The sequence below is a fragment of the Bradyrhizobium sp. 930_D9_N1_4 genome (assembly GCF_052076015.1).
In the GTDB taxonomy this organism is placed as follows: domain Bacteria; phylum Pseudomonadota; class Alphaproteobacteria; order Rhizobiales; family Xanthobacteraceae; genus Bradyrhizobium.
In genome coordinates, this window is sequence record NZ_CP197236.1 from 274,696 (window position 1) to 298,012 (window position 23,317).

A 23,317-nucleotide genomic window follows, 5' to 3' on the forward strand; every position below is an offset into this window, starting at 1 on the left:
CTGGGGTTATGGGTCCCCGCGTTCGCGGGGACGACCCGTTGAGAGTTCGGTGCGCGATAGCCTCAGTGCCTGAAGTGCCGCGTGCCCGTGAACACCATGGCGATGCCGTGCTCGTCGGCGGCCTTGATCACCTCGTCGTCGCGCATCGAGCCGCCCGGCTGCACCACGGCGGTGGCGCCGGCTTCGATGCAGGCGAGCATGCCGTCGGCGAACGGGAAGAACGCGTCCGACGCCACGACCGAGCCCTTGGTGAGCGGCTCGGCGAGTTTCAGCTCGTTGGCCGCATCCTGCGCCTTGCGCGCCGCGATCCGGGCTGAATCCACGCGACTCATCTGGCCCGCACCGATGCCGACAGTGGCGAGATCCCTGGCGTAGATGATGGTGTTGGACTTGACGTGCTTGGCGACGCGGAACGCGAATTTCAGATCGCGCATCTCGGCATCGCTGGGCGCACGCTTGGTCACGACCTTGAAGGTCATGTCGTCGACCACGGCGTTGTCGCGGCTCTGCACGAGCAAGCCGCCGGCCACCGTCTTGGCGGTGAGGCCCGGTGTGCGCGGATCGGGCAGGCTGCCGGCGAGCAGCAGGCGCAAATTCTTCTTCCCGCCGATGATGGCGATCGCTTCTTCACTGGCGTCGGGTGCGATGATCACCTCGGTGAAGATCTTCGTGATCTCGCGCGCGGTGTCGGCGTCAAGCGCGCGGTTCATCGCGATGATGCCGCCGAAGGCCGAGGTCGAATCGCAGGCCAGCGCCTTGCGATAGGCGCTGACGAGGTCGGAGCCTTCAGCGACGCCGCAGGGATTGGCATGCTTGACGATGACGCAGGCGGCCGTGCGCCTGGCGTCGAACTCGCCGATGCATTCATAGGCCGCATCGGTGTCGTTGATGTTGTTGTAGGAGAGCTCCTTGCCCTGGAGCTGCCGCGCGGTTGAAACGCCCGGGCGCTTGTCGGGCGTCGCATAGAACGCCGCGGTCTGGTGCGGGTTCTCGCCGTAGCGCAGCGACTGGATCAGTCTGCCGCCGAAGGCGCGGAAGTCGGGCGCGTCGATCTCGAGCTGGCGGCTGAACCAGTTCGAGATCGCGGCGTCATACGCGCCGGTGCGCGCATAGGCCTTTGCGGCCAGCCGCCGGCGCAGCTTCAGCGTGGTCGCACCGTTGTTGGCCGCGAGCTCGTCGAGCACGGCCTTGTAATCCTCTGCCTCGACCACGACAGCGACGTCGTCATGGTTCTTCGCGGCGGCGCGGATCATCGCGGGACCGCCGATGTCGATGTTCTCGATGCAATCCTCGAAGCCCGCGCCTTTGTCGACGGTTGCCTCGAACGGATAGAGATTGACGACGAGGAGGTCGATCGGCGCGATGCCGTGCGCCTTCATCGCCTCGGCATGCTCCTTGTTGTCGCGGATCGCGAGCAGGCCGCCATGCACCTTCGGATGCAGCGTCTTGACGCGGCCGTCCATCATCTCGGGGAAGCCGGTGAGGTCGGAGACGTCCTTGACCTTGAGCCCGGCTGCAGCAATCGCCTTCGCGGTGCCGCCGGTCGAGACCAGCTCGACGTCATGCGCGGCAAGCGCCTTGGCGAACTCGATCAGGCCGGTTTTGTCGGAAACGGAGAGAAGAGCGCGGGTGACGCGGCGGGGATGGTCAGTCATGAGCAAGATCCTCTGTCTTAAGGAGTGTCTATGCCCAGGCGCGCGGCGGATATGTGTCGCGCTTCCCGATGGTGCTCCATCCAAGGTCGCCAGTCGCGCGAACGAGGGCTCGATAGCAGTTTTCAGCCGTTTTCACAACGCCGGACAGGACTGGCAGACGTGCGTTTACAGCGGAAGTTCCGGCTCGCGCCGCGCGTTGCGGCGGGCATTGGTTACGGCCGGCGACGCGGTCGAGCGGACGAAGCTCCAGCGGATCGAGGGCGCCTGCCGCGCGTCCTGCCGGATCACGATCTGCGCGGTGCGGCGAGGCCCGTCATTGCCGGCCAGGAACACGCTGTCCTCGAGGTCGACCTTGTCGTCCAATGCTTCGAAGGTCCAGACGTCGCGGTTCGGCAGCACCAGCATGACGCCGCGCGCATCCGACAGCCGGCTCGCCTTCACCGCCGGATGCAGATGGAAGCGCAGCGCGAAATCCGCATCCGCGCCTTTGAAGCGCCCGCCTTGCGGCGGCGACAGCGTGTCCTCGCCGTCGATGCGCGCGCCGTCATTGGCAATCATCAACACGCGGCGGTGGATCGCGCCGAATTTGGCGAGATAGCCGTCATGCGAGGTCGTGAGCAGCGTGCCGTTCTGCACGACCTCGCGATAGCTCTCGACCTCGACCGGTCCGCTGGTGACGGGCGAGCCGTGCAGCAGCCGCTTCATCGCCGACATCTCGACGAACTGGCATGATGACGTCTCGTGATAGGTCAATGTCGAATGCGCAGCGGTGCCGCGTGCGAACGGTCGCCAATTGTCGCGGCCGGTGGTCGGCATGCCGCAATTGGTGACGATGCGGCTGATGCCGGACGACAGTTCGAACGACAGGCAGCCGGCATGAGCGTCGTGGCTGACGCCGGCCGGCGGCGGCGGGCCGGTGTCGATGATCACGGTGGTCTGGCCGGCATCGAGACGCTGGAAGCCGGTATGCGGCATGTTCGACATCGGCGTGCCGTGGGTGTCGTCGTAGGCGAGCAGCGTGGCGAGCAGGTCGGAGGGCGTCGCGCTCATGCCGTTGAACAGCGCGAAATTGCCGTCGCCGTGCCGGAAGAAGCGCAGCATCGGCATCATGCGGTCGATCGCGTTGAGCAGTGCCGGCGGCGGCGCGATGTTGCGCGCGGCAAAGGTCTGCCGCAGCGGCAACAGGTCGATCAGGAGCTCGATCAGCGCGCCCGGATTGCGCGAGATGTGTCCGCCGTCGGGCAGGATCTGTCGCTGCAATTCGTCCGAGAGTTTTTTCGAGGCGCTGCGGATGTGGCTTGCCTGGTTGGCGAGGCACAGCGCCGCGTAGCACAGTGCGATCAGGACCTGGAGCTTCGGCACCCCGTCCGGAATGTTGACCATGGTGTAGCGCAGCAAGCGGATCTCGCGGGCCAGCGCGCGCAGATAACGGCGGTAGAATTTGTTGTCGGTGTCGTTGAGCACCAGCGGCGCCTGCGACAATAGCGAGATCACGCGCCGCGCCAGGACGTCGGCGCGGCGTGCGACGGCACGTCGCTTGTTGGCGGGGTTGGCGATCCAGTCCTCGACCAGCGCGCGTGCATTGGCCCGTGTCAGCGCGGTGTCGGCGGCGCGCAGATGGCGCAGCCAGCCGAAGCCGAGCAGCGCGACCTCCCAATCCTCCGACGGCGGCTCGAGATCGAAGATCGAGCGGCCGTGGCAATTGACGATCTTGCCGGCGAAGACGAAGCGGCCGGCATAGATCTCGGCGGCACGGGTCGCATCCGCGGTGCGCAGATCATGTGGCGCGATGATCAGCCGGTCGGTGCGGCCCGGCCAGACGCGCGACACCGCCACGGAACCGCCGCTCGCACGCGCAAGCATGTTCCGCGCGAAGCGGCTCATCACCAGCGTCGATATACGTCTGCGTTGAGCGACCGACACGCCTTGCCTTGAAGGGGGAGAGGATTAACGACGAATCCTTCTTAATCCCAAAATCCGTCCGCCGACACCATCTTGAAGGGGCGCGAATCAGCGCCGTTGCAAAAACCGGTGCAAAATCAGGATTTAACGAGCCGGGCCGCGTAGAACCCGTCGAGCCCGCCAAGCTTGGGATCGGCGTTCGGCAAATGGCTCGGCAGGGTGCGCAGGTCACCCTCGGCGGTGATGATCTCGCCAAGCCCCGACACTTCCGAAGCCTCGACCGGCACCCGTCGCAGACCGGGCTCCGCGGCCAGCAGCGCGGTGATCGCCTGCTCGCCCTCTTCGGGTTCCAGCGAACAGGTGCAGTAGACCAGCATGCCGCCGGGCTTGAGCAGCGAGACGGATTTCGTCAGCAGCCGTTGCTGGAGCGTGGTCAGGGCGGCGATGTCGGATTCCTGCCGGAGCCACGCGACGTCGGGATGGCGGCGGATCGTTCCGGTCGAGGTGCAGGGCGCGTCGATCAGGATACCGTCAAAACTTTCGGCCGGTCCGGCCCATTCCACGGCGTCGGCGACGACAGTCTCGGCCTGGAGCGACAGCCGCGTCAGATTCTCGCGCAGGCGCGCCACCCGGGCCGGTGAGCGGTCGATCGCCGTCACATTGGCGCCAGCCTGCGCCAGCTGTGCGGTCTTGCCGCCGGGGGCGGCGCAGAGATCGGCGATGGACTTGCCCTTGATGTCGCCGAACAAGCGCGCCGGCAGCGCGGCGGCGGCGTCCTGCACCCACCATTGACCTTCGGCAAAGCCCGGCAGCACCGTCACCGAGCCGTGCAGCAGCATGCGCACCGTTCCGGTCGGCAGCGTCTCGCCATGCAGGCGGCTCGCCCATTGCGCGGCATCCGACTTCACGGTGAGATCAAGCGAGGGCTCGTGGCCGAGCGCCAGCGCCATGTCCCTTGCGGTCGCCTCGCCGTAATGCGCGCTCCAGCGCGCGAGCAGCCAGGGCGGCAGGTCCAGCGATTGCGCGGCAACTTCCTCGACCAGGGCCTGGCCTTCACGCGCGCAGCGGCGCAGCACGGCGTTGACGAGACCGGCATAGCGCGCGGCGCGCCGGTCGGATTGCACGAGGCGAACCGAAAGGTCGACCGCAGCGTGGTCGGGCACGTCCATCCAGAGGATTTGCGCGGCGCCGATCAGGAGCGCGCTCTGTGCGCGCGGCGCCTCGGAGGGAATACCCTTGTCGAGTAGGCGGGACAGCACATGGCCGAGGGTGCCGAGCCGGCGCAGCACGGTGGCGACCAGGCGGCGCATCAGCGCACGGTCGCGATCGGCCAGCGTCTTCAGTCCGGGATGGGCGCCGCTGCCGTCGAGCTGCTCGTCGAGCGTGCGGTGCTTGTGCAGCACGCCGTCGACGATGTCGGCGGCAATCCGCCGCGCCGCGAGACCGGGCACTTCGGATGGAGGGGCAAAACGTTGAGATGGCATGCGGCTTAAGGTTCTGAGCGAGCGGCAGTTCCGCCGACGGGGCGCATGCCTTGAGAAACCGATCTCTGGCACGCGAATATGCCAAATGTAAGAATGGCCTCTCGCCTTTACAGCCCACTATCACCATTTCAGCAATGCGATATTGGACCTCGCTCGCCCTGTGATCCTGCGCTAGGAACCGCTCGATGAGTGACCAGCCTTCCGTTCCCGATCGCAAGCAGCTTTCCCCGGCCGCCCAGCGTGCGCTGGCCGAAGCTGAAGCGCGCCGGCAGGCCGCTGCTGCGGCGCATGCCGAAGCGGCGCCGAAGGAATTGCAGGGACCGAAGGGCCCCGAACCCACCCGCTACGGCGATTGGGAGCGCAAAGGCATCGCCTCGGACTTTTGAGGGATCTTGCCGGCCCGGCCGACTCAGCCCTAGCGTGCGCGGATGCCGCGCTTCGATCCCAGCCATTCCTACCGGCCCTCATTCGGCGGCTCGCCATTCGGCCGCCGCTTCTCCGGCCTGCTGCCGTGGATGTTCGTGGTCGGCGTCGTGACGGCGATCGTGCTCGGCTTTCGGCACGGAGCGATCTGGCCGATTCCGTATGCGGATGACGGGCAGGCACGTGATGCGAAGATCATCCTCCAGCAGTCCGGCAATTCCGACATGCGTCAGGCGGTCGATGTGATCAGGACCGTCGATGGCGATACTTTCCTCGCGCGCGTGCATCAGCAGGGCGGCCGCGATCTCGTCGCGCGTGTCCGTCTCCGCGGCATCGATGCGCCCGAGATGAAAGCATCCTGCCAGGCCGAACTGGACAAGGCCGAAGCCGCCGGCGACGCGTTGCGCAACCTGCTCGGCCAGGGCGGTGTGACCATCTATAATCTTGGCCAGGACAAATACGGTCGCGTCCTCGCCGACGTGGCGACCAAACGCACCGCCAACGTTTCGGCGGCGTTGCTCGCGGGCGGCTATGTGCGCAGCTACAATGGCGGCCATCGCGACGGCTGGTGCGGGCGCGACTGGCGTTTCTGGTGACAAAAAAAGCCGCGTCGTTGGACGCGGCTTTGTCGTCTTGATTTGATCTCCGCGATCAGCGCGTCACGACCACCGTCGTGCCGACCGAGACGCGGCCGTAGAGATCGGTGATGTCGTCGTTGAGCATGCGGATGCAGCCGTAGGAAACGAAGCCGCCGATCGAGCCGGGCACGTTGGTGCCGTGGATGGCGTATTCGCCGCCGGCCAGCGTCATCGCCGCAACGCCCATCGGGTTGCGCGGCGAGCCGCCGGGAATGACGTCCGGAATGCTCGGCTTGTCGCGCTTCACTTCGGCGGGCGGCGACCATGCCGGGTTGCGATACTTGCCGTCGATGCGGGTGGTGCCCGCCCATTGCTTGCCGGACTTGCCGACGCCGACCGGGTAACGCACAGCCTGGCCGTTACCGATGATGAGATAGAGCCGCCGCTCGTTGGTTTTGACCACGATGGTGCCCGGCGAATAGTCAGCCAGGTGCGTCCCCACCATTTCCGGCCGCGCCTCGGCGGCCGTCGACATCAAGACCCCAGCCCCGATGGTGGCAGCGAGCGCCACAGCAATCCTCATCGACATCGAATTTCCCCTGCTCCGAACGGGTCGTCCAAATTCACGCAAAACCGGCAATTGCCCGCTCGTCCCGATCATCTTAACCGCGCCCGTTAACCGGATGGTTTCCACGCGCGGCCGCCAAGGGCGAGCCAGCAGGGGGAACAAAGGAAATGTTCGAAATAAAGTAAATGACAAGAAAACAACACTCGGCCGGAAAGATGCGGGCGCGCACGCCCGCGCCCTGACAAACGCGTGAGGGTGTGAACGGCTGTTGTTTTGGGGAGAGCGTTGGCGTGAAAGGCAGCCTCGTGTCCCGGACGCGGTGCAGCGTGCAACGCTGCTCCGCTGAGCCGGGACCCAGCTCTTTCTTTTCTTTCGTTACGCGGATCGATGGGCCCCGGCTCAGCAGCGCACCGCCAAGTGGCGCTGCGCTGCGTCCGGGGCACGAGAGCTGCTTACGCCGACTTCTTGTTCTGCCGGTTCTTGACGAGATCGTCGACAACGGTGGGATCGGCCAGCGTCGAGGTGTCACCCAGGCTGCCCGGTTCGTCTTCGGCGATCTTGCGCAGGATGCGGCGCATGATCTTGCCGGAGCGGGTCTTCGGCAGGCCCGGCGAGAACTGGATCTGGTCCGGCGCGGCGATCGGGCCGATCTCCTTGCGCACCCAGGTCACGAGCTCCTTGCGGAGTTCGTCACTCGGCTCGACGCCGGCCATCAGGGTGACATAGGCATAGATGCCCTGGCCCTTGATGTCGTGGGGGTAACCGACCACAGCGGCTTCCGACACCTTCTCATGTGCAACCAGCGCGCTCTCGACTTCGGCAGTGCCCATGCGGTGGCCGGAGACGTTGATGACGTCGTCGACGCGGCCGGTGATCCAGTAATAGCCGTCGGCATCACGGCGGCAGCCGTCGCCGGTGAAATACTTGCCCTTGTAGGTCGAGAAATAGGTCTGCTCGAAGCGGGCGTGGTCACCATAGACCGTGCGCATCTGGCCTGGCCATGAGCGCGTCAGGCACAGATTGCCCGACGTCTCGCCGTCCAGCACCTTGCCGTCGGCATCGACGATTTCAGGCACGACGCCGAAGAACGGCTGCGTCGCCGAGCCCGGCTTGAGCTTGGTCGCGCCCGGCAGCGGTGTGATCAAAATGCCGCCGGTCTCGGTCTGCCACCAGGTGTCGACGATCGGGCAGCGGCCATCGCCGATGACGCGGTGATACCACTCCCACGCTTCCGGATTGATGGGTTCGCCGACCGAGCCGAGCAGGCGCAGGCTGGCGCGCGAGGCCTTCTTCACGGGATCGTCGCCCGACTGCATCAGCGCGCGGATCGCGGTCGGTGCGGTGTAGAAGATGTTGACCTTGTGCTTGTCGATGACATTCCAGAATCGCGAATTATCCGGGTAATTCGGCACGCCTTCGAACATCAGCGTGGTCGCGCCGTTCGCCAGCGGCCCGTAGAGAATGTAGCTGTGACCGGTGACCCAGCCGACATCGGCGGTGCACCAGTAGATGTCGCCGTCGTGATAGTCGAAGACGTATTGATGCGTCATCGCCGCGAACACGAGATAGCCGCCCGAGGTGTGCAGCACGCCCTTGGGCTGGCCGGTCGAGCCTGACGTGTAGAGGATGAACAGCGGATCCTCGGCATGCATGTGCTCGGCCGGGCATTCCGTTGTCACCATGGCCGCGGCCTCGTGATACCAGAGGTCGCGCGTCGGGTTCATGTCGATCTTGCCGCCGGTGCGCTTGACCACGACGACCCAGTCGACGCCGTCGGCCTTGGCGAGTGCCGCGTCGACATTGGCCTTCAGCGGCACCTTCTTGCCGCCGCGCAGACCTTCGTCCGCGGTGATGATGATCTTGGACTGGCAGTCGTTGATGCGCTGGGCGAGGCTGTCGGGCGAGAAGCCGGCGAACACCACGGAGTGGACCGCGCCGATCCGCGCGCAGGCCAGCATCGCGTAGGCCGCCTCCGGAATCATCGGCAGATAGATGGTGACGCGGTCGCCCTTCTTGACGTTGCGGGTGCGCAGGATGTTGGCCATCCGGCAGACTTCGTCGTGCAGCTCCTTGTAGGTGATGTGCTTCGACTGCGAGGGATCGTCGCCTTCCCAGATGATCGCGGTCTGGTTGGCGCGCGTGGCGAGATGCCGGTCGATGCAGTTCCAGGCGACGTTGAGAACGCCGTCCTCGAACCATTTGATCGAGATGTTGCCCGGCGCAAAGGAGACGTTCTCGATCTTCGTCGGCGCGTGCATCCAGTCGATGCGCTTGGCTTGCTCGGCCCAGAAGGCGTTCGGGTCGGCGATCGAGCGGGCGTACATGTCCTTGTACTTGGCCTGGTCGACCCAGGCGCGCTTGGTCCATTCCGCGGGGACGTCGTAGATCTTCTCGGACATGTTTCCCTCCAGATACGGCAAGCCGAGCACAGACGAGTGGCGAGCCGACTTCATCGTTGAACGATTATGCGTCCGCGTAACCGGACACGACAAGCCGCACAAGCTGGACCTTCGACGAGCGGCCGGCCATGCGGGGGATCAAGGCTGCGGAGCGCGACTGTCGCAGATCTGAAACAGCCGGGGAGCCGGCTTTCGGGTCTTTACCCAGATCGTCGGAAGGGGCTCGTGCAGGGCGCCCATGCGCCGCAGGCGGTATTTAGAAACCGCCTGTCACCGATTCGGGACTCGCAATGCCGTTCGGAACACCCTAAGTGGCTAACCCGGGTCCCAAGAGACCGTCCAAGAGTCCTGCCAAACGACCCTTGGAACAAACATCAGAACAGCGGCATTGAACGGTAACAGACAGGGCCAAGGCTTAACACTATGATGGATCAGCAGAATCTCGGGACGATACGGCCCGCTTCAGCCGATCCTGCAGCCATTGCGCTGGCCAAAACCCTTGGACAATGGCCGAAACCGGCCGGTTCCAGCCGTTCCAGCCCGAAAAAGGTCTTTGATTCAGCTTCCCCGGCCGCCGTTGAGGAACTCGCCAAGGAGCTGGGCCTGCGGCTTGGCGACCAGAACGAGCTGAAGATCCGGCGCATCAAGCGCGGCAAGGGCTATTCTTTCGTGCGGCCTAACGGCGCGCATATCCGCGACGCCCGCACCATCCGCCGCCTGCACGCCATGGCGGTGCCGCCGGCCTATCGCGAGGTGCGCTACTCGGCCGATCCGACGACCCATCTTCAGGCGGTGGGACGCGATGCCGCGGGCCGGCTGCAATATCGCTATCACGCCGACTGGGAGAAGGTCCGCGAGCACCGCAAGGCGCACCGGCTGGAGAAGCTCGTCGGCGCGCTGCCGAAGATCCGGCGCAAGGTGTCGGCGTTCCTGTCGGGCGACGAGCCGACGCGCGAGTTCGCGCTCTCGGCGGTGATCGAGCTGATCGCGCGCACCGCGATCCGTCCCGGCAATGAATCCTACGCCCGCCTCAACGGCACCCGCGGCGCCACCACGCTCTTGAAGTCCAACGTCACGCTGGAAGACGATTGCTTCGTGCTGACCTTCAAGGCGAAGGGCGGCAAGGCGGTGCGGAAGGAATGCGACGCGGCCAAGCTGGTGCGTGCCATCGGCATTTTGCAGAGCGTCCCCGGCAAACGCATGTTCCAGTATCGCGATGCCTACGGCATCGTGCGCGCGGTCAGCACCACGCAGGTCAATGCCTTCCTGCGCGAGATCGCCGGCATCAAGATTTCGCTGAAGGATTTCCGCACGCTGATGGCGTCTGCCGTCGTCGTGGAATCACTGTCGCGCATCACGCCGGCGACCAGCCAGCGCGGCCGCAAGAAGCAGGTGCTGGAGGCGATCCGCGCCGCCGCCGACAAGCTCTCCAACACGCCGGCGATCTGCCGCAAGAGCTACGTCCACGACACCATCGTCACCGCTTTCGAGGACGGAATTCTGGAGCGCTTCGCTGCGACCATGAAGGGCCAGCGCTCGCAGGCGCGGCGCGAGCAGCTGTTGCAGCAGGTGGTCGCGACCGCGGCGGTGTAAGGGCGGTGCCGCGCAGCACTCCGCTCTCGTAGGGTGGGCAAAGGCGCGAAGCGCCGTGCCCACCAGCTCTCAATAATCGCGACCAGATCGTGGGCACGCTTCGCTTTGCCCACCCTACGGCAGCGGCGATTACATCCCGCCCATCTTGCAGACGAGCTTCCACTCCTCCGCCGTCACCGGCTGCACCGAGAGGCGCGAGTATTTCACCAGCGCCATCTCGGCGAGCTTCTTGTCGGCCTTGATCGCAGCCATCGTCACCGGCGTCTTCAGCGGCTTGTCGGCCTTGATGTCGACGCAGACGAATTTTTCCGTCTTGTCGGTGGGATCGGTGTAGGCCTCCTTGATGATCTCGGCGATGCCGACGATCTCCTTGCCCTCGTTGGAATGATAGAAGAACGCCTTGTCGCCCTTCTTCATGGTCACGAGGTTGATGCGCGCGGTGTAATTGCGCACGCCGGTCCAAGCCTCGCCCTTGGCGCCCTTCGCGACCTGCTGGTCCCAGGACCACACCGATGGTTCGGATTTCACCAGCCAGTAGTTCATCGCAACTTGCCCCATTCTCGATACTTACGTGTCGCGATAATACCGCGACGCGGATGCCCGCGACAAGCACGGGCATCCGATAACCACCGCTGCACTCATTCCTTCAGATAGCGATCGAAGAATTTTGCGATATCGGTGAAAGCTTCCTTCGTCTCCGGCGCATTGATGCTGAACTGGTATTGAGCGTGAGACTGGCCTTCATAGACGTTGAGGTCGGCAACCACGCCGGCGCGCCGCAATTTGCGATGCGTGCGAACCGTGTTGCTGAGGAACAGGTCGCGTGTACCTGACGTGAGGATGGTCGGTGGAAACCCTTTGAAGTCGCCGTAGATCGGCGAGATGTAGGGATTCTTCATATCCGTCCCGTTGGCATAGAGCTTTGCGGCGCGGCCGAGCCAGCCGTCCCAGGTCACCAGCACGTTGTCGACCCATTCATTGCTGGCATAGGTGTCGCCGACCTTGTCGATATCGGACCACGGCGTGCCCGGTGCGATCGCGGCCGGCTTCGGCAGTTTCTCGTCCTTGGCCCGCAGCACCATGGCGAGCGTCATCGCGCCGCCGGTCGACGTCCCGAAGATCGCCATCCGGCGTGAATCATGCGTCTTCGTGACCTCCTTCCAGACCGCCATCGCATCGTCCATCGCGGCGGGATAGGGGAAGTCGGGCGGCATGCGATAGTCAACCGAGATCACCTTGAAGCCGCCGAAACCGGCCATCATGATCGCTTCCGGCAGTGCGGCCTCGCCGGGGCCGAATACATAGCCGCCGCCATGGACATGGACCAACAGGCGGCGCCGGTTCTCGGGCGGGATCCTGTTTGGCGTGACGATGAAGCAATGCACGCCGGCAATCTTCGTCTCCTCGACCTTGACGCCGAGCTTCTCCTTCATCGCGGGGACATTGGCGATCGAGAGCTTGGCGCGACGGTCGATCAGCTCCTTCCATTCCGCAGGCGTCTTCGGGTCCGCGTTGAAGTGCGGCGGAAACGGTGCGCCGATCATGGCCTGCATGTCGGAGCTGACGTCATTGGCGGGATTGGCGATCGACTTGACGGGGGCGACCCGCTTGCCGTTTTCGGCATTGGCCGCCGCCTCGTTTCTGGCGAGCTCGTCATAGGAGATTGCGGCCTGGGTGTAGGCGGCGGTGGGTAAGGTCATGGCGGCGAGTGCGATGGTGGCGATCGAAACGATCGCGCGATGCGGTTTGCGCATGCGTTCTTCCCCTGGATCCGTTTGATTGTTGTTGGACCGGGATCCTGCGGTGTGCCGCTAGGCTAGACCAGCGTGCAAAGGCCGTGAAGTGCTACCCGCAAGGCGGCCGCTATTCCTCGGCCTTGAACGGCCGTGTCAGCAGCCCTTCGATGGCGGCGTCGATGGTCAACCGGCCATCGAGGATGGCGGCGACCGCTTGCGAGACCGGCATGTCGACGTTCCGCGCCGCCGCGAGCTCGACCAGCACCGGCGCGGTGAACGCGCCTTCCGCGAGCTTGCCCGCCGGCGCGGCCTCGCCGCGACCGAGCGAAATGCCGAGCGCGAAGTTTCTCGACTGCGCGGTCGAGCAGCTCAGCAAGAGGTCGCCGAGGCCGGAGAGGCCCGAGAGTGTTTCCGTGCGCGCGCCGCAGGCGCGGCCGAGTCGCGCCAGCTCGCTGAAGCCGCGCGTTGTCAGCGCCGCGAGCGCGGAAGCACCGAGGTTGCGTCCGACCACGATGCCGGCGGCGATCGCCAGCACGTTCTTGGCCGCGCCGCCGATCTCGACGCCGCGAATGTCGGTGGAGTGATAGGGCCGGAAGGTCGGCGAGCCCAGCGCCTGCACCAGCGCGCTCGCCAGGGCTTCGTCCTTCGCGGCCAGGGTTACGGCGGTCGGCAAGCCGCGCGCGACATCGTCGGCGAAGCTCGGCCCCGACAGGATCGCCGGCAGCGCGTGAGGTGCGGCCTCCGCGATCACGTCGGTCATGAATTTGTGGGTGCCGTGCTCGATGCCCTTGGCGCAGGCGACGATCGGTACCGGCTTTGCCAGATGCGAGGACAGCATGTTGACGGCGCCACGCAGATGCTGTGCGGGCGTCACGATCAAAACCATGTCGGCGCGCGCAGCTTCCGCGAGTTGATGCGTGACGACGATGTCAGGCGCCAGCCACACGCCGGGCAGCCGCGGATTGTCGCGGGTCGAAGCGATGCGCGTTGCATGCTCCGCATTGCGGGCCCAGAGCGTCACGTTCCGTCCGGCCCGCGCCGCCACGGTCGCCAGCGCCGTGCCCCAGGCACCCGCACCGATCACCGCGACGGATTGGAACGCGGCCATGGCTAGATCTCTCCACCCCCTCGCCCCGCTTGCGGGGAGAGGGTCGGGGTGAGGGGGAGTCTCCGCAAGGACGGTGACAGAGAGACCCGCGGAGAGTCCCCCTCACCCGGATTGCATCTTCGATGCAATCCGACCTCTCCCCGCAAGCGGGGCGAGGTGAAGTGGAGCCCGTGGCGAGACGACGGCATTCAGTATCCCGCCCGCGTCTTGCCGTAACCGGCCGGCGCCGTCGCATTGGCGTCGAGCAGCCAGCGCGCGCGCGGCTGGGCTTCCATCGTGTCGGTCATGCCAAGCGCGAGGCGTTCGGCACCGGCCCAGGCGATCATCGCGCCATTGTCGGTGCAGAGCGCGGGCGGCGGCATGATCAGTTGCGTGTCCGCCTCGCGCGCGACGCCGTAGAGGGCGCCGCGGATCGCATGATTGGCCGCGACACCGCCGGCCGCCACCAGCGCGTTGGGTGCACCGAACCGCTCGCGGAAAAGTCTCAATCCGACATTGAGACGGTCGGCCGTCGAGTCCAGCACCGCGGCCTGGAAGCCCGCGCAGAGATCGTTGATGTCCTGCTCCGTGATCTCTGTCAGCCGGCTCGCTTCGGTGCGGACTGCGGTCTTCAACCCGGATAGCGAGAAGTTGGCATCGGGGCGGCCCTGCATCGGTCGCGGAAAAGCAAAACGCTTGGCATCGCCGTTTGCCGCCGCGCGCTCGACCTGCGGTCCGCCTGGATAGGGCAGTCCCAGCATCTTCGCGACCTTGTCGAAGGCCTCGCCGATCGCGTCGTCGACGGTGGTGCCGAGCCGCACATATTGCCCGACGCCGGTGACGGCGACGATCTGGGTATGGCCGCCCGAGGCGAGGAACAGGCAGTAGGGAAATTCGATGGCGTCGGTGAGGCGCGGCGTCAGCGCATGCGCTTCGAGATGGTTCACCGCGACCAGCGGCGTGTCATGCACCATCGCGATCGCCTTCGCGGTGGTGAGCCCGACGATGACGCCACCGATCAGTCCCGGTCCCGCGGCGGCCGCAACACCGTTGAGCTGCGCAAAGCCGATGCCGGCCTCCGTCATGGCGCGGTCGATGATGCCGTCGAGCAGATCGACATGGGCGCGTGCGGCAATCTCCGGCACGACGCCACCGAAGCGGGCATGCTCCTCGACCTGCGACCGCACGATATTGGACAGGATCCTGCCGACACCGTCGGGCGCGCGCTCGATCACGGCCGCGGCGGTCTCGTCGCAGGTGGTTTCGATGCCCAGCACCAGCATTGGTGAATCGTTATCCAATTTGCTCCCTTGCGCTCATCCGTAAAGCAGAGTTCTGGTACGTCCGTCAGCGTTCGTCAATGCGCCACCGCCACGTGGTTCGGGAACACCAGCGATGTCCATTCTTGTCACACGACCGCATCCCGACAATGAGGCGACGGCAGAAAATCTGCGTGCGCGGGGTCATGTGGTGCTGCTCGCACCGGTGCTCAAGTTCGAGCCGGTCGCGTTCCATGACGAGAGCGAGGCAGCCTACGGTGCCATCATCGTGACGTCGGCCAATGCGATCCGTGCTGTTGCGCCGCAATTGCAGGACCTTGGCTTAAAGGACCTTCGCCTGCTGGAGCTGCCGCTGTTTGCGGTCGGCGAACACACGGCCGCCGCGGCGCGTGACGCCGGTTTCGCCGAGGTGATCGTCGCCGGCGGCGATGCCGCTTCCTTGCGCGACAAGGTGATGCAGAGCGCGCGCGACAAGCTGCTGAAAAAGAAGAGTACGCTGCTTTATCTCGCGGGCGCGGATCTGTCGCGCGATCTCGGCGGTGAGCTCGGCGCGGAGGGCTTTAATGTGGTGACGCAGACCACCTATCGCATGGCGCCGGTCAAGATTTTGCCGCGCGATGTCTGCGACGGTTTCGCTGCCCATGGGATCGGGGCGGTGCTGCATTACTCCCGGCGCAGCGCACGGGCCTTTCTGGACGCGGCACGGGACGAAGGCGTCGAAATCTCGGCGCTGGCGATCCCGCAATGCTGCCTGTCCGAGAACGTGGCCGCCGTGCTGCGCGACGCCGGTGCGTCGCAGGTTCTGGTCGCCGCGGCACCTGACGAAAACGCCTTATTCGACACCTTGGAGCGTGCTTTGCGGACCCGTTTGGCGTAAGAGGTCGGGCCGAATCCGACGCAATCGGGTCCGTTTAGGGCATGTAAGTGTGAGGAACCGTCACGATGGCCGATGACAAGCCTGAAGACGCAAAGCCTGAAGATTTGGGCAAGCCTGAAGACTTGAGGAAGCCTGAAGACTTGGGAAAGCCTGAAGACCTGGCAACGGCCCCCGGGTCCGGCCGCGCCAAGCGCACCCCGCCCACCATCGACCTCGAGGCCACCGAAATCTCCACTCAGCCGCAGGAAACGGTCGGCGAGCGGGAGACTCAAGCGGCGGCCGAACAGGCCGCGCATGAGCATGCCAAGATCGACGAAACCAAGGTTGAAGAGATCAAGCCCGAGCTGCAGCCTGAGTCCGCCGAAGCGCTGGCTGCCGTCGCGTCGCCGCCGGTTTCGCCGCCAGTTTCGCCTTGGGTCGTTGCGCCGTTGTCTGGCGCCGTCGCAGCGGCCATCGTGATCGGAATAGGCTGGATGCTGGGCTGGCCCGCGGTGCAGGCGCCGCCGGCTGCGCCGCAAGTGACGAGTGCATCGGTCGATGCGCTGAGCGGTCGCATTGCCGCGGTCGAAGCCAAGGCGGCCAGGCCCGCAGCCGATCCGGCCATGGTGGCGCGGATCGACGCGCTGGAAAAGTCCGTCACAACCTTGCGCGGCGACATCGCCGGTCTGCGGGCACAGTCCGACAAGACCGCGAGCGCGTTGAGCGACGCCAAAGCCGCGCCGCGCGATGCTGCGGTTTCCTCCGATCTCGCCAACCGCGTCGCGCAGCTCGAGCGCGCCAGCAAGACGGAACGCGCCGAGCTTGCACAGCAGAGCGAGAAGATCGACGACAAGCCGCTGCGCCATGTGGTGGCGGCGTCCCTGCTCGACGTCGCCGTGCGCCATGGCGACCCCTATCAGTCGCAACTGTCCGCGGCGCGGTCGCTCGCGGCCAAGCCCGACGGGCTGAAGCCGCTCGAGACCTTTGCGGCATCAGGCATCCCGACGCCGGTCGCGCTGAGCCGCGAGCTGCTGAATATCGTGCCCAAGCTGGCGCCGCCGGCGGAAGCCCCGGCCGCGAATGCCGGCATTGTCGAGCGCCTCCAGGCGGGGGCGTCAAAGCTCGTCCGCATCGAGCGCACCGACGGTATCGGCAACGATCGCGGTGCGATCGTCGCGCGCGTGACGGCTTTCGCGCTTCGCAACGATTTCGTCGAGGCGCGGCGCGAGCTGAAGACGCTGCCCGAGGCCGATCGTGCCCCGGCGCAGGCCTGGCTCGACAAGGCCGACGCCCGCGATGCCGCGCTCGCGGCTTCTCGCAAATTTGCCGACGACGCCATGGCGGATCTCGTCAAGCCTGCTCAATAAAGGTTCGCGCAACAATCAGCGCGTATAGGGATCGTCATGCTTCGCATCGTCCTCTTCCTCGTTTTGATTGCGCTGGCGGCGGCCGGCGCGGCCTGGGTTGCCGACCAGCCCGGTGAAGTCGTGATGACCTGGGGCGGCTGGAAAGCCTCGCCGACCATTCCGGTGTTCGTGCTGCTTCTCGGCCTGTTCGCCGTGGCGATCGTCCTGCTCTGGAGCCTCCTGACCACGACGTGGCGATTGCCCGGCCGTGTGCGCCGCCGCCGACACGAGAAGCGTCATGCACGGGGGCGCCACGCCATCACCCAGGGCCTGCTTGCGATCGGCCATGGCGATACCGGGCTCGCCCGTCGTCACGCCGACACCGCACGACGGCTTGCCGCAAACGATCCGCTCGCGCTGCTCTTGCACGCGCAGTCCGCCCAGCTCGAAGGCAATCGCGACGAAGCGCAGCGCGTCTTCCGCGTCATGGCCGAGCGCGAGGATACCCGCCTGCTCGGCCTGCGCGGCCTGTTCATCGAGGCGCAGCGCGCCGACGATGCGGTCGGCGCCGTGATGATCGCGGAAGAAGCGATCAAGCTGTCGCCGTCCTCGACCTGGGCCTCGCATGCGGTGCTCGGCTTCCGCTGCGCGCGTGGCGACTGGAGCGGCGCGCTTGCGATCCTGGATTCGAATCTGGCCGCGGGCCTGATCGACAAGCAGGCCTATCGCCGGCAGCGCGGCGTGCTGCTCACGGCGCGCGCGCTCGAGCTCGAGACGATGGATCGCGACGTCGCGCGCGAGAGCGTGATGGAGGCGATCAAGCTGGCGCCGACCCTGGTGCCGGCCGCCGTGCTCGCCGCGAAATTCGAGAGCGAGGCGCATCAGGTGCGCCGCGCCATGAAGCTGGTCGAAGCCGCCTGGCTCGCCAATCCGCACCCCGATCTCGCCGATGCCTATGCGCATGTGAAGCTCGGCGATTCCGCGCGGCAGCGCTTGCAGCGGGTCGAGACGCTTGCCGCCAAGACGCCTGTCGCAAAGACGCCTGCCGACAGGGCCGGGCATGTCGAGGGCCAGCTCGCAATCGCGCGCGCCGCGATCGACGCCTCCGAATTTGCCCGCGCGCGCGCGGTTCTGGCGCCTTACGTCAACGATCCGACCCAGCGCGTCGCGTTGCTGATGGCCGAGCTCGAACGCACCGAGCACGGCGACGGCGGCCGGGCCCGTGCCTGGACCTTGCGCGCGGTGCGCGCCCGCCACGACCCGGCCTGGACCGCGGACGGCTATGTCAGCGACCGCTGGCGCCCGGTCTCGCCGGTCACTGGCCGCCTCGACGCCTTCCAGTGGCAGACGCCGGTCGCGAGCCTGCCCTCGGACAGGGGCACCACGATTGAATCCTCGGCCTTCGAGGAGGCCATGCTGGCCGCCCCGCCGCCAAAGCGGGTCACGGCGGCCCCGCGTGAAAGCGCGGCGGAACCGGTTGTGGCTACGCCGGATCCGGTGCCGGCCGCACAGGACAATTTACCCCCTGAGGCCAAGGAGGCCGTCAGCGGAGCGGCCAAGGAAACGATCAAGGAATCCATCAAGGAAGGGCCGGTGGTGACGCCCGCCGAGCCGGTCAAGCCGACCCCGGAGGTTGCCGAATCATCGCCGGTGGCGGCCACTCCGGTGTTCCGGACCCGTGCTGACCTCGGCAAGCCGGCGCCCGCCCCGATTCCTGCCGTCATCCCGATCGTCCGTGCCCCTGACGATCCCGGGATCGATGACGAGGGTCCAAGCGATGAATTTACGGAACAAATCGGCACGCCAAAGGCCCAGGCTGGCGGCTGGCGCGGATTCTGGTCTCGCTGGGGCGCGTGAGGCCGATTTCGCTTCCCGCTTGTTCTTCGCTTGTCCTTGCCAATTCGGGCCATGCCCGATATCAGAAGCGCGCGTATCGGGGCCGGCATTGCCAGGTCCCGCAGGGTTCGCCGCAATAGCTCAGTTGGTAGAGCACGTCATTCGTAATGACGGGGTCGGGGGTTCGAATCCCTCTTGCGGCACCAGCGCGCCCCATTCATCCGATCGTCATCTGCCCACCGAACCCGGCTCGCGCGTTGCGCTCCGTGCTCGTGTCACTACGATGCGCCGCTGAGAAAGCGCACGTGACGGGGCAAGTGGTGGGTACGGAGAACAAGGCCGATCAGAACAATTGGCTGCGGATCTCCGGTCTCGTCATTCTCGCGGCATGCATCACGGCCATCGTCGCCTCGCGATCGATCGAAGCCTCAACGCTGCAGGGCCGGCTCTCTGTCCCGCCACTCTACGACGACGTCTCCTATTTTCTCGATGCCGTCAGGTGGATGAATGCTGCAACCGACCGGAGCATCTTCGCCAGCGTCTGGGCTCTGCTGCACGACCACGCGCCGTTCTCGACGCTCGTGGCGGTCATCGGGCTTGCGCTGTTTCCCGGCAGCTTCATCGGGCCTTATCTCGTCCACGCCGTGATCGTCTTTGTATTCCTGCTCGGGATCGTCTGGCTGGTCTGGCACCGGCCGGTGCTCGAGATCGCGGTGTGCCTGATCGCGGTGCCGTGTGTGCCGGTGCTGTGGCACACGGTGACCGAGGCGCGACCGGATCTGCCTTCGGGTCTTGCCATCGGCCTTGCTGCCGGGGCGATCGTTCACCGCGGCGTGCTCGATCGCAGCGCGCGCGCACTGGCCGGTCTCGGCGTGGCCTGCGCACTGGCCGTCAGCGTCAAGCCGACGGCGTTCTTTGCCGCGCTGGCTTTGCTTGGGTGCGCATTTGCGATCCGGCTGTTTGTCGACTGCATCGCGGCGGGCGGATTGCGGCCGTCGATCCGCAAGGCGTTCAGTGCGCTCTTGTGGTTCGTGCTGCCGCTGATCGCGACCACGGCGCTCCTGATCGGGCCGGCGCTGTTCGAGACCGTCACCTACATTCTCCATGTGTTCATCGGCCAGCGCGATCTCTGGACGACAGGTGAAAGTTTTTCGGCGGGATTGCTGCGCTTCTCGATCGGTGGCGAGGGCCAGTTCGGCCTGCATTACTGGTTTGCCATCGGCGTGGCCTTGATGCTGCTGCGTCTGGTGCTCGCGGCCCTTCACGGCAGAGCGGCGTTGCGCGACGCCATCGTCCTGCTCGCGGCCGTGCTGATCGCCTACGCCATTCCCTCCGTCGCGGCGATCAAGACCTATTATTTCGGCGCGATGTTCTATGGCCTGTTCATCGTCGCGATGGTGCTCAATGGCTGCGCCAGTCTGGAGCTCAGCGAAGCGTTGCTTGCCCGCGTCGGTCTCGGCAACGACATCCGCCGCTATCTGCCCATTGCCGTCCGGGTGCTGGCGCTCGCCTTTATCGTCCAGCTCTTCGTCAGGCACGTCGTCATCGGTCCCATCAGCATGGCGACACCGCTGAGCGCGCAGCAGCAGGAAAGCATTCGCCTTGCGACCGGGCGGCTGTGGTCGCTGCTGCGCGACATCAAGCCGGAAAAGCCCAGCCCGCTCATTGTCGGTTTTTCGAGCCCCTATCCGGTGACGTCGGCAACCATCCAGCTCTATGCCGCGCAGGCGAAGACGAGTCTCGTCATTCGCAACGAGCTGTATCACCGGAGCGCACAGGAAACCGGCGATGCGTTGTTGAAGTCGGAAATCCTCGTGCTCTCGAGCTCGATCCCGCACACGCTGGTCGGGCCGCGCGTCGGCGACGAGCTCATTGCCCGCATGGATGCAGACAAGGGGCTCTGCGTCCTCGATACCCAGACATTTCCGGACGTAACCCTGCGGGTCTATCGGCGCGGGTGCTGATGGCGGTCTGGTGGGTTCGAAGGAAGCTGAGGTCGATGTGAGTTTGATCACATAACCCGGGAGGCGTCTCCCGTAATGTCCCTGTCACGCAAACACGGGGAGATTTCACATGCGCAAGATCATTTGGGTTGCCGCCATGGTCCTGGCCTCCGCATCTGCCCAGGCTGGTGACCGCAGCCTGTCGATGTCAGCGGCGAGCGACCACAGCGCCGCTTCGCAAGTCACGACGACATCGGCCACCACGACGCAAATCAGCGAAGTCGCGCCGGCCGTCGAGCTTCCGAAATACGTCGATCGCCCGCCGGCAATCCCGGCTCCGCCTGCCCCGGCCGCTGCGCCCGCTCCCGCGCCTGCTGCGGCGACCGCGCCTGCCGTGACCACGCCAACGACGGCCTCGGCCCCTGTCGCGACGACCAGGTCCGCGAAGACTGCAAAGGCGGAGAAGCCGAAGCGCAAGCACGAATGGACCGAGCGCCGCATCATCAGCGAGCTGCATCGCCACGGCATCTATTGGTGATCTGCGGCTTCCTCCAAAAGCAAATGGCCGGGCGAAAGCCCGGCCATGCGCATATCGCAGGATGAATGGCGCTTACTGCGAAACCGTCTGCACCACGCTGGAGATCGGACGTGTGGTCGTGCTCGCGGTCGGCACCTTCAATTCCTTCAGCACCGCTTCGTCATATTCCGGCAGCGACTGGAAGGTGGTCTTGGCCTTGATCTGCACGATCTTGTAGCCGCCGGCCTTCAGCCGTGCGAGCAGCGACGGCAGCGCCTCACCTGTGTTCTTCTGGAAGTCGTGCATCAGGACGATACCCTTGCCGAGCTTGTCGAGCTTGGTCATCACCGTGTTGACGATCTTCTCGGGCGTGGCGCCCTTCCTGAAGTCGAAGGAGTCGAGGTCGGTCGACCACATCGCGACGTTGCGGGTGCCGAGATAGGTCACCATCGCCGGATTGTGCTGAAGCTGCGGGAAGCGGAAGAACGGCGCCGGGTTGGTGCCGAGCGCGAGCTTCACGGCGCTGAACCCCTTCTCGATCTCGTCCTTGGCCTGCTGCTCCGTCATCTTCTTGCCGTTGAGATTGAGATGCGACCAGGTGTGCGTGCCGACCGTGTGGCCCTGGGCCAGCACCTGGCGCAGGATTTCCGGATGCCAGGCGGCGTGCTTGCCGACCGAGAAGAACAGGCCCTTGGTGCATTCCTCCGCGAGCGCCTTCAGCACGGCGGGCGTGTTCACCGGCCACGGGCTGTCGTCGAAGGTCAGCACGACCTCCTTGTCGGTGAGGAAGTCGAACTGCTTGAAGGTCTCGAAGCCGAAGCCGGGGCCGCCGGTGGTGTCGATCTCGACGACGCGGGAGACACCCAGTGCGTTCGGATTGGCGCAGGCCTGTTTCGGCTGCGCCGCTACAGCCGGAGCAGGCGCGGGTGCTGCCTGCGCAAATGCCGCCGGCTTGGCCGCGATCGTCGCGGTGGTCTGGACGTCATCCTTGGCGGCGAGCTTCGCCGGTGCCGGCAATGGATCGGCAGCACGGGCGGCAACTGTCTTGGGAGCGCCCTGATCGGCGCGCGAGGAATAATAAAACCAACCGCCGGCGGCAATCACGACCGCCGCAACTACACTGGCCAGCATCAGGCCCAACGCATTACGCATCGCTATTCTTTCCAATTACGCAACCAAACCTGCGGAATTTCCCGCGTGCCGAGCCATTAATGCGAAGGAACAGTTAACGTGACACCAACACGACGGCGTTTGCGCCGGATTTTCAGCTGGATGCGCCAATGTGACCGATGTCACAATTGGGGTGCGGCCCGTGACCATCATCACAGTAGAAACTGTTTTGGTGGAGCATCGTAGTTCCCATCAACAACGGGCCCCGCTTCGGCGGTGCCAATGGGAGCTTCAAATGACCACCACTGTGAACAGCAAGTCCCTGACCACCAAGATCCGCGACACCAGCCTGGCCCTGGGCTTTGCCGCCATCGTTTCCATCGTTTCGACGACCTCGAGCTTCGCCTTCTCGTCCGAGGCGCAGCAGCAGTGCACCGGCGATGCCTTCCGTCTGTGCTCGGCGGAAATCCCCAACATCCCGAAGATCACCGCGTGCATGATGAAGCATCGTGCGGATCTGAGCGTCGGCTGCCGCGCGGTGATGGACAAGGATCTCGCCAAGGGCGCGTCCCGCAAGGTCGCTGACGCCCAAGACCAGTAAGACAGCCAGTAAGAGCGCAACTCAAGATCGTTGCGTCGGTTAGCTCCCCTCGCGATGTGCCCCGGCGTCAAGCCGGGGCCACGCGGCGGCGAAGATGCAGCCTGCCAATAAAGCCGTTGCGGCCCAGGGATCGTCGCACTAGCTTCGCCCGCACGTTCTTCCGGGTAAGAGGCATTACGCGATGACCAGATTCTTTTTCATTCTTCCTTTGCTCCTGTGCGCATCCGCCGCCTCGGCGCAGCAGCCCGGCCACGATGCCTGTGCGCGCGATGTCACCCGCTTCTGCCGTCCTGTGATGAACAATGGCGATGGCGCCGTGCTGGCGTGTTTGAAGGAGAACCGCACGCGGATCAGCAAGGGTTGCGACAAGGTTCTCAAGGATCACGGGCAGTAGTGATTCCCG

The 23,317-nt window shown here is 65.6% G+C and carries 20 protein-coding genes, 1 tRNA gene and 1 riboswitch; of the genes, 11 read left to right on the forward strand and 10 right to left on the reverse strand.

What is annotated here, in order from left to right:
• Window positions 1-62: 62 nt before the first annotated feature.
• The 3 genes from purH to AB7532_RS01310 form a co-directional block, all read right to left on the reverse strand.
• Entirely contained in the window at window positions 63-1,655 is a 1,593-nt protein-coding gene (gene purH / locus AB7532_RS01300) for a bifunctional phosphoribosylaminoimidazolecarboxamide formyltransferase/IMP cyclohydrolase (protein ID WP_441233035.1), read from the reverse strand.
• A gap of 25 nt (window positions 1,656-1,680) precedes the next feature.
• A riboswitch (ZMP/ZTP riboswitch) is annotated at window positions 1,681-1,762 on the reverse strand.
• Between the two features lie 58 nt (window positions 1,763-1,820).
• Window positions 1,821-3,539: a heparinase II/III family protein gene (locus AB7532_RS01305; RefSeq protein WP_441233036.1), complete on the reverse strand. Its 1,719-nt coding sequence runs from the start codon at window positions 3,537-3,539 to the stop codon at window positions 1,821-1,823.
• Window positions 3,540-3,694: 155 nt separating this feature from the next.
• Entirely contained in the window at window positions 3,695-5,041 is a 1,347-nt protein-coding gene (locus tag AB7532_RS01310; protein ID WP_441233037.1) for an RsmB/NOP family class I SAM-dependent RNA methyltransferase, read from the reverse strand.
• Window positions 5,042-5,226: 185 nt separating this feature from the next.
• Here AB7532_RS01310 and AB7532_RS01315 point away from each other — a divergent pair, with 185 nt between their 5' ends.
• Both AB7532_RS01315 and AB7532_RS01320 read left to right on the forward strand, forming a co-directional pair.
• Window positions 5,227-5,427: a DUF1674 domain-containing protein gene (locus AB7532_RS01315; protein ID WP_441233038.1), complete on the forward strand. Its 201-nt coding sequence runs from the start codon at window positions 5,227-5,229 to the stop codon at window positions 5,425-5,427.
• Between the two features lie 42 nt (window positions 5,428-5,469).
• Complete coding sequence (locus AB7532_RS01320; RefSeq protein ID WP_441233039.1) at window positions 5,470-6,060, forward strand: thermonuclease family protein; 591 nt, start codon at window positions 5,470-5,472, stop codon at window positions 6,058-6,060.
• Between the two features lie 55 nt (window positions 6,061-6,115).
• On the opposite strand, the gene AB7532_RS01325 is transcribed toward AB7532_RS01320, so the two are convergent.
• Window positions 6,116-6,631 (reverse strand): L,D-transpeptidase, encoded by a 516-nt coding sequence (locus tag AB7532_RS01325; protein ID WP_441233040.1) that lies wholly within the window; start codon window positions 6,629-6,631, stop codon window positions 6,116-6,118.
• Between the two features lie 431 nt (window positions 6,632-7,062).
• Window positions 7,063-9,009 (reverse strand): acetate--CoA ligase, encoded by a 1,947-nt coding sequence (gene acs, locus AB7532_RS01330; protein ID WP_441233041.1) that lies wholly within the window; start codon window positions 9,007-9,009, stop codon window positions 7,063-7,065.
• Window positions 9,010-9,432: 423 nt separating this feature from the next.
• Here acs and AB7532_RS01335 point away from each other — a divergent pair, with 423 nt between their 5' ends.
• A complete protein-coding gene (locus AB7532_RS01335) occupies window positions 9,433-10,602 on the forward strand; it encodes a DNA topoisomerase IB (protein ID WP_441233042.1) in 1,170 nt (389 codons plus the stop codon).
• Window positions 10,603-10,731: 129 nt separating this feature from the next.
• Here AB7532_RS01335 and AB7532_RS01340 read toward each other — a convergent pair whose 3' ends face one another.
• The 4 genes from AB7532_RS01340 to tsaD form a co-directional block, all read right to left on the reverse strand.
• Entirely contained in the window at window positions 10,732-11,145 is a 414-nt protein-coding gene (locus tag AB7532_RS01340; protein ID WP_441239167.1) for an EVE domain-containing protein, read from the reverse strand.
• A 95-nt stretch (window positions 11,146-11,240) separates the two neighbouring features.
• A complete protein-coding gene (locus tag AB7532_RS01345) occupies window positions 11,241-12,356 on the reverse strand; it encodes an alpha/beta hydrolase (protein WP_441233043.1) in 1,116 nt (371 codons plus the stop codon).
• A 109-nt stretch (window positions 12,357-12,465) separates the two neighbouring features.
• Entirely contained in the window at window positions 12,466-13,446 is a 981-nt protein-coding gene (locus tag AB7532_RS01350; RefSeq protein WP_441233044.1) for an NAD(P)H-dependent glycerol-3-phosphate dehydrogenase, read from the reverse strand.
• Between the two features lie 188 nt (window positions 13,447-13,634).
• Window positions 13,635-14,708 (reverse strand): tRNA (adenosine(37)-N6)-threonylcarbamoyltransferase complex transferase subunit TsaD, encoded by a 1,074-nt coding sequence (gene tsaD, locus AB7532_RS01355; RefSeq protein ID WP_441233045.1) that lies wholly within the window; start codon window positions 14,706-14,708, stop codon window positions 13,635-13,637.
• 112 nt (window positions 14,709-14,820) lie between these two features.
• Between tsaD and AB7532_RS01360 the strand changes: the two genes are divergently transcribed.
• The 6 genes from AB7532_RS01360 (at window position 14,821) to AB7532_RS01385 (ending at window position 21,224) form a co-directional block, all read left to right on the forward strand.
• Complete coding sequence (locus AB7532_RS01360) at window positions 14,821-15,582, forward strand: uroporphyrinogen-III synthase (protein ID WP_441233046.1); 762 nt, start codon at window positions 14,821-14,823, stop codon at window positions 15,580-15,582.
• A gap of 140 nt (window positions 15,583-15,722) precedes the next feature.
• Window positions 15,723-16,928, forward strand: a complete 1,206-nt coding sequence (locus AB7532_RS01365; protein WP_441233047.1) for a COG4223 family protein — start codon at window positions 15,723-15,725, stop codon at window positions 16,926-16,928.
• Window positions 16,929-16,964: 36 nt separating this feature from the next.
• On the forward strand, window positions 16,965-18,764 hold the full coding sequence (locus tag AB7532_RS01370; protein ID WP_441233048.1) for a heme biosynthesis HemY N-terminal domain-containing protein: 1,800 nt from the start codon (window positions 16,965-16,967) through the stop codon (window positions 18,762-18,764).
• Window positions 18,765-18,873: 109 nt separating this feature from the next.
• A tRNA-Thr gene (locus AB7532_RS01375) sits at window positions 18,874-18,949 on the forward strand.
• Window positions 18,950-19,048: 99 nt separating this feature from the next.
• Window positions 19,049-20,707 (forward strand): hypothetical protein, encoded by a 1,659-nt coding sequence (locus AB7532_RS01380; protein ID WP_441233049.1) that lies wholly within the window; start codon window positions 19,049-19,051, stop codon window positions 20,705-20,707.
• Window positions 20,708-20,816: 109 nt separating this feature from the next.
• The gene (locus AB7532_RS01385) at window positions 20,817-21,224 is read left to right on the forward strand and encodes a hypothetical protein (protein WP_441233050.1); all 408 of its coding nucleotides are present in this window, start codon (window positions 20,817-20,819) and stop codon (window positions 21,222-21,224) included.
• A 72-nt stretch (window positions 21,225-21,296) separates the two neighbouring features.
• Here AB7532_RS01385 and AB7532_RS01390 read toward each other — a convergent pair whose 3' ends face one another.
• Window positions 21,297-22,355, reverse strand: a complete 1,059-nt coding sequence (locus AB7532_RS01390) for a polysaccharide deacetylase family protein (protein WP_441233051.1) — start codon at window positions 22,353-22,355, stop codon at window positions 21,297-21,299.
• A 253-nt stretch (window positions 22,356-22,608) separates the two neighbouring features.
• Here AB7532_RS01390 and AB7532_RS01395 point away from each other — a divergent pair, with 253 nt between their 5' ends.
• Both AB7532_RS01395 and AB7532_RS01400 read left to right on the forward strand, forming a co-directional pair.
• Complete coding sequence (locus AB7532_RS01395) at window positions 22,609-22,914, forward strand: hypothetical protein (protein WP_441233052.1); 306 nt, start codon at window positions 22,609-22,611, stop codon at window positions 22,912-22,914.
• A 181-nt stretch (window positions 22,915-23,095) separates the two neighbouring features.
• Complete coding sequence (locus tag AB7532_RS01400; protein ID WP_441233053.1) at window positions 23,096-23,308, forward strand: hypothetical protein; 213 nt, start codon at window positions 23,096-23,098, stop codon at window positions 23,306-23,308.
• Window positions 23,309-23,317 lie beyond the last annotated feature (9 nt).

Coding starts and splice junctions, on each gene's coding strand:
- purH (WP_441233035.1), bottom strand. CDS start 1,655: ATGACTGACCATCCCCGCCGCGTCACCCGCGCTCTTCTCTCCGTTTCC.
- AB7532_RS01305 (WP_441233036.1), bottom strand. CDS start 3,539: ATGAGCCGCTTCGCGCGGAACATGCTTGCGCGTGCGAGCGGCGGTTCC.
- AB7532_RS01310 (WP_441233037.1), bottom strand. CDS start 5,041: ATGCCATCTCAACGTTTTGCCCCTCCATCCGAAGTGCCCGGTCTCGCG.
- AB7532_RS01315 (WP_441233038.1), top strand. CDS start 5,227: ATGAGTGACCAGCCTTCCGTTCCCGATCGCAAGCAGCTTTCCCCGGCC.
- AB7532_RS01320 (WP_441233039.1), top strand. CDS start 5,470: ATGCCGCGCTTCGATCCCAGCCATTCCTACCGGCCCTCATTCGGCGGC.
- AB7532_RS01325 (WP_441233040.1), bottom strand. CDS start 6,631: ATGTCGATGAGGATTGCTGTGGCGCTCGCTGCCACCATCGGGGCTGGG.
- acs (WP_441233041.1), bottom strand. CDS start 9,009: ATGTCCGAGAAGATCTACGACGTCCCCGCGGAATGGACCAAGCGCGCC.
- AB7532_RS01335 (WP_441233042.1), top strand. CDS start 9,433: ATGATGGATCAGCAGAATCTCGGGACGATACGGCCCGCTTCAGCCGAT.
- AB7532_RS01340 (WP_441239167.1), bottom strand. CDS start 11,145: ATGAACTACTGGCTGGTGAAATCCGAACCATCGGTGTGGTCCTGGGAC.
- AB7532_RS01345 (WP_441233043.1), bottom strand. CDS start 12,356: ATGCGCAAACCGCATCGCGCGATCGTTTCGATCGCCACCATCGCACTC.
- AB7532_RS01350 (WP_441233044.1), bottom strand. CDS start 13,446: ATGGCCGCGTTCCAATCCGTCGCGGTGATCGGTGCGGGTGCCTGGGGC.
- tsaD (WP_441233045.1), bottom strand. CDS start 14,708: ATGCTGGTGCTGGGCATCGAAACCACCTGCGACGAGACCGCCGCGGCC.
- AB7532_RS01360 (WP_441233046.1), top strand. CDS start 14,821: ATGTCCATTCTTGTCACACGACCGCATCCCGACAATGAGGCGACGGCA.
- AB7532_RS01370 (WP_441233048.1), top strand. CDS start 16,965: ATGCTTCGCATCGTCCTCTTCCTCGTTTTGATTGCGCTGGCGGCGGCC.
- AB7532_RS01385 (WP_441233050.1), top strand. CDS start 20,817: ATGCGCAAGATCATTTGGGTTGCCGCCATGGTCCTGGCCTCCGCATCT.
- AB7532_RS01390 (WP_441233051.1), bottom strand. CDS start 22,355: ATGCGTAATGCGTTGGGCCTGATGCTGGCCAGTGTAGTTGCGGCGGTC.
- AB7532_RS01395 (WP_441233052.1), top strand. CDS start 22,609: ATGACCACCACTGTGAACAGCAAGTCCCTGACCACCAAGATCCGCGAC.
- AB7532_RS01400 (WP_441233053.1), top strand. CDS start 23,096: ATGACCAGATTCTTTTTCATTCTTCCTTTGCTCCTGTGCGCATCCGCC.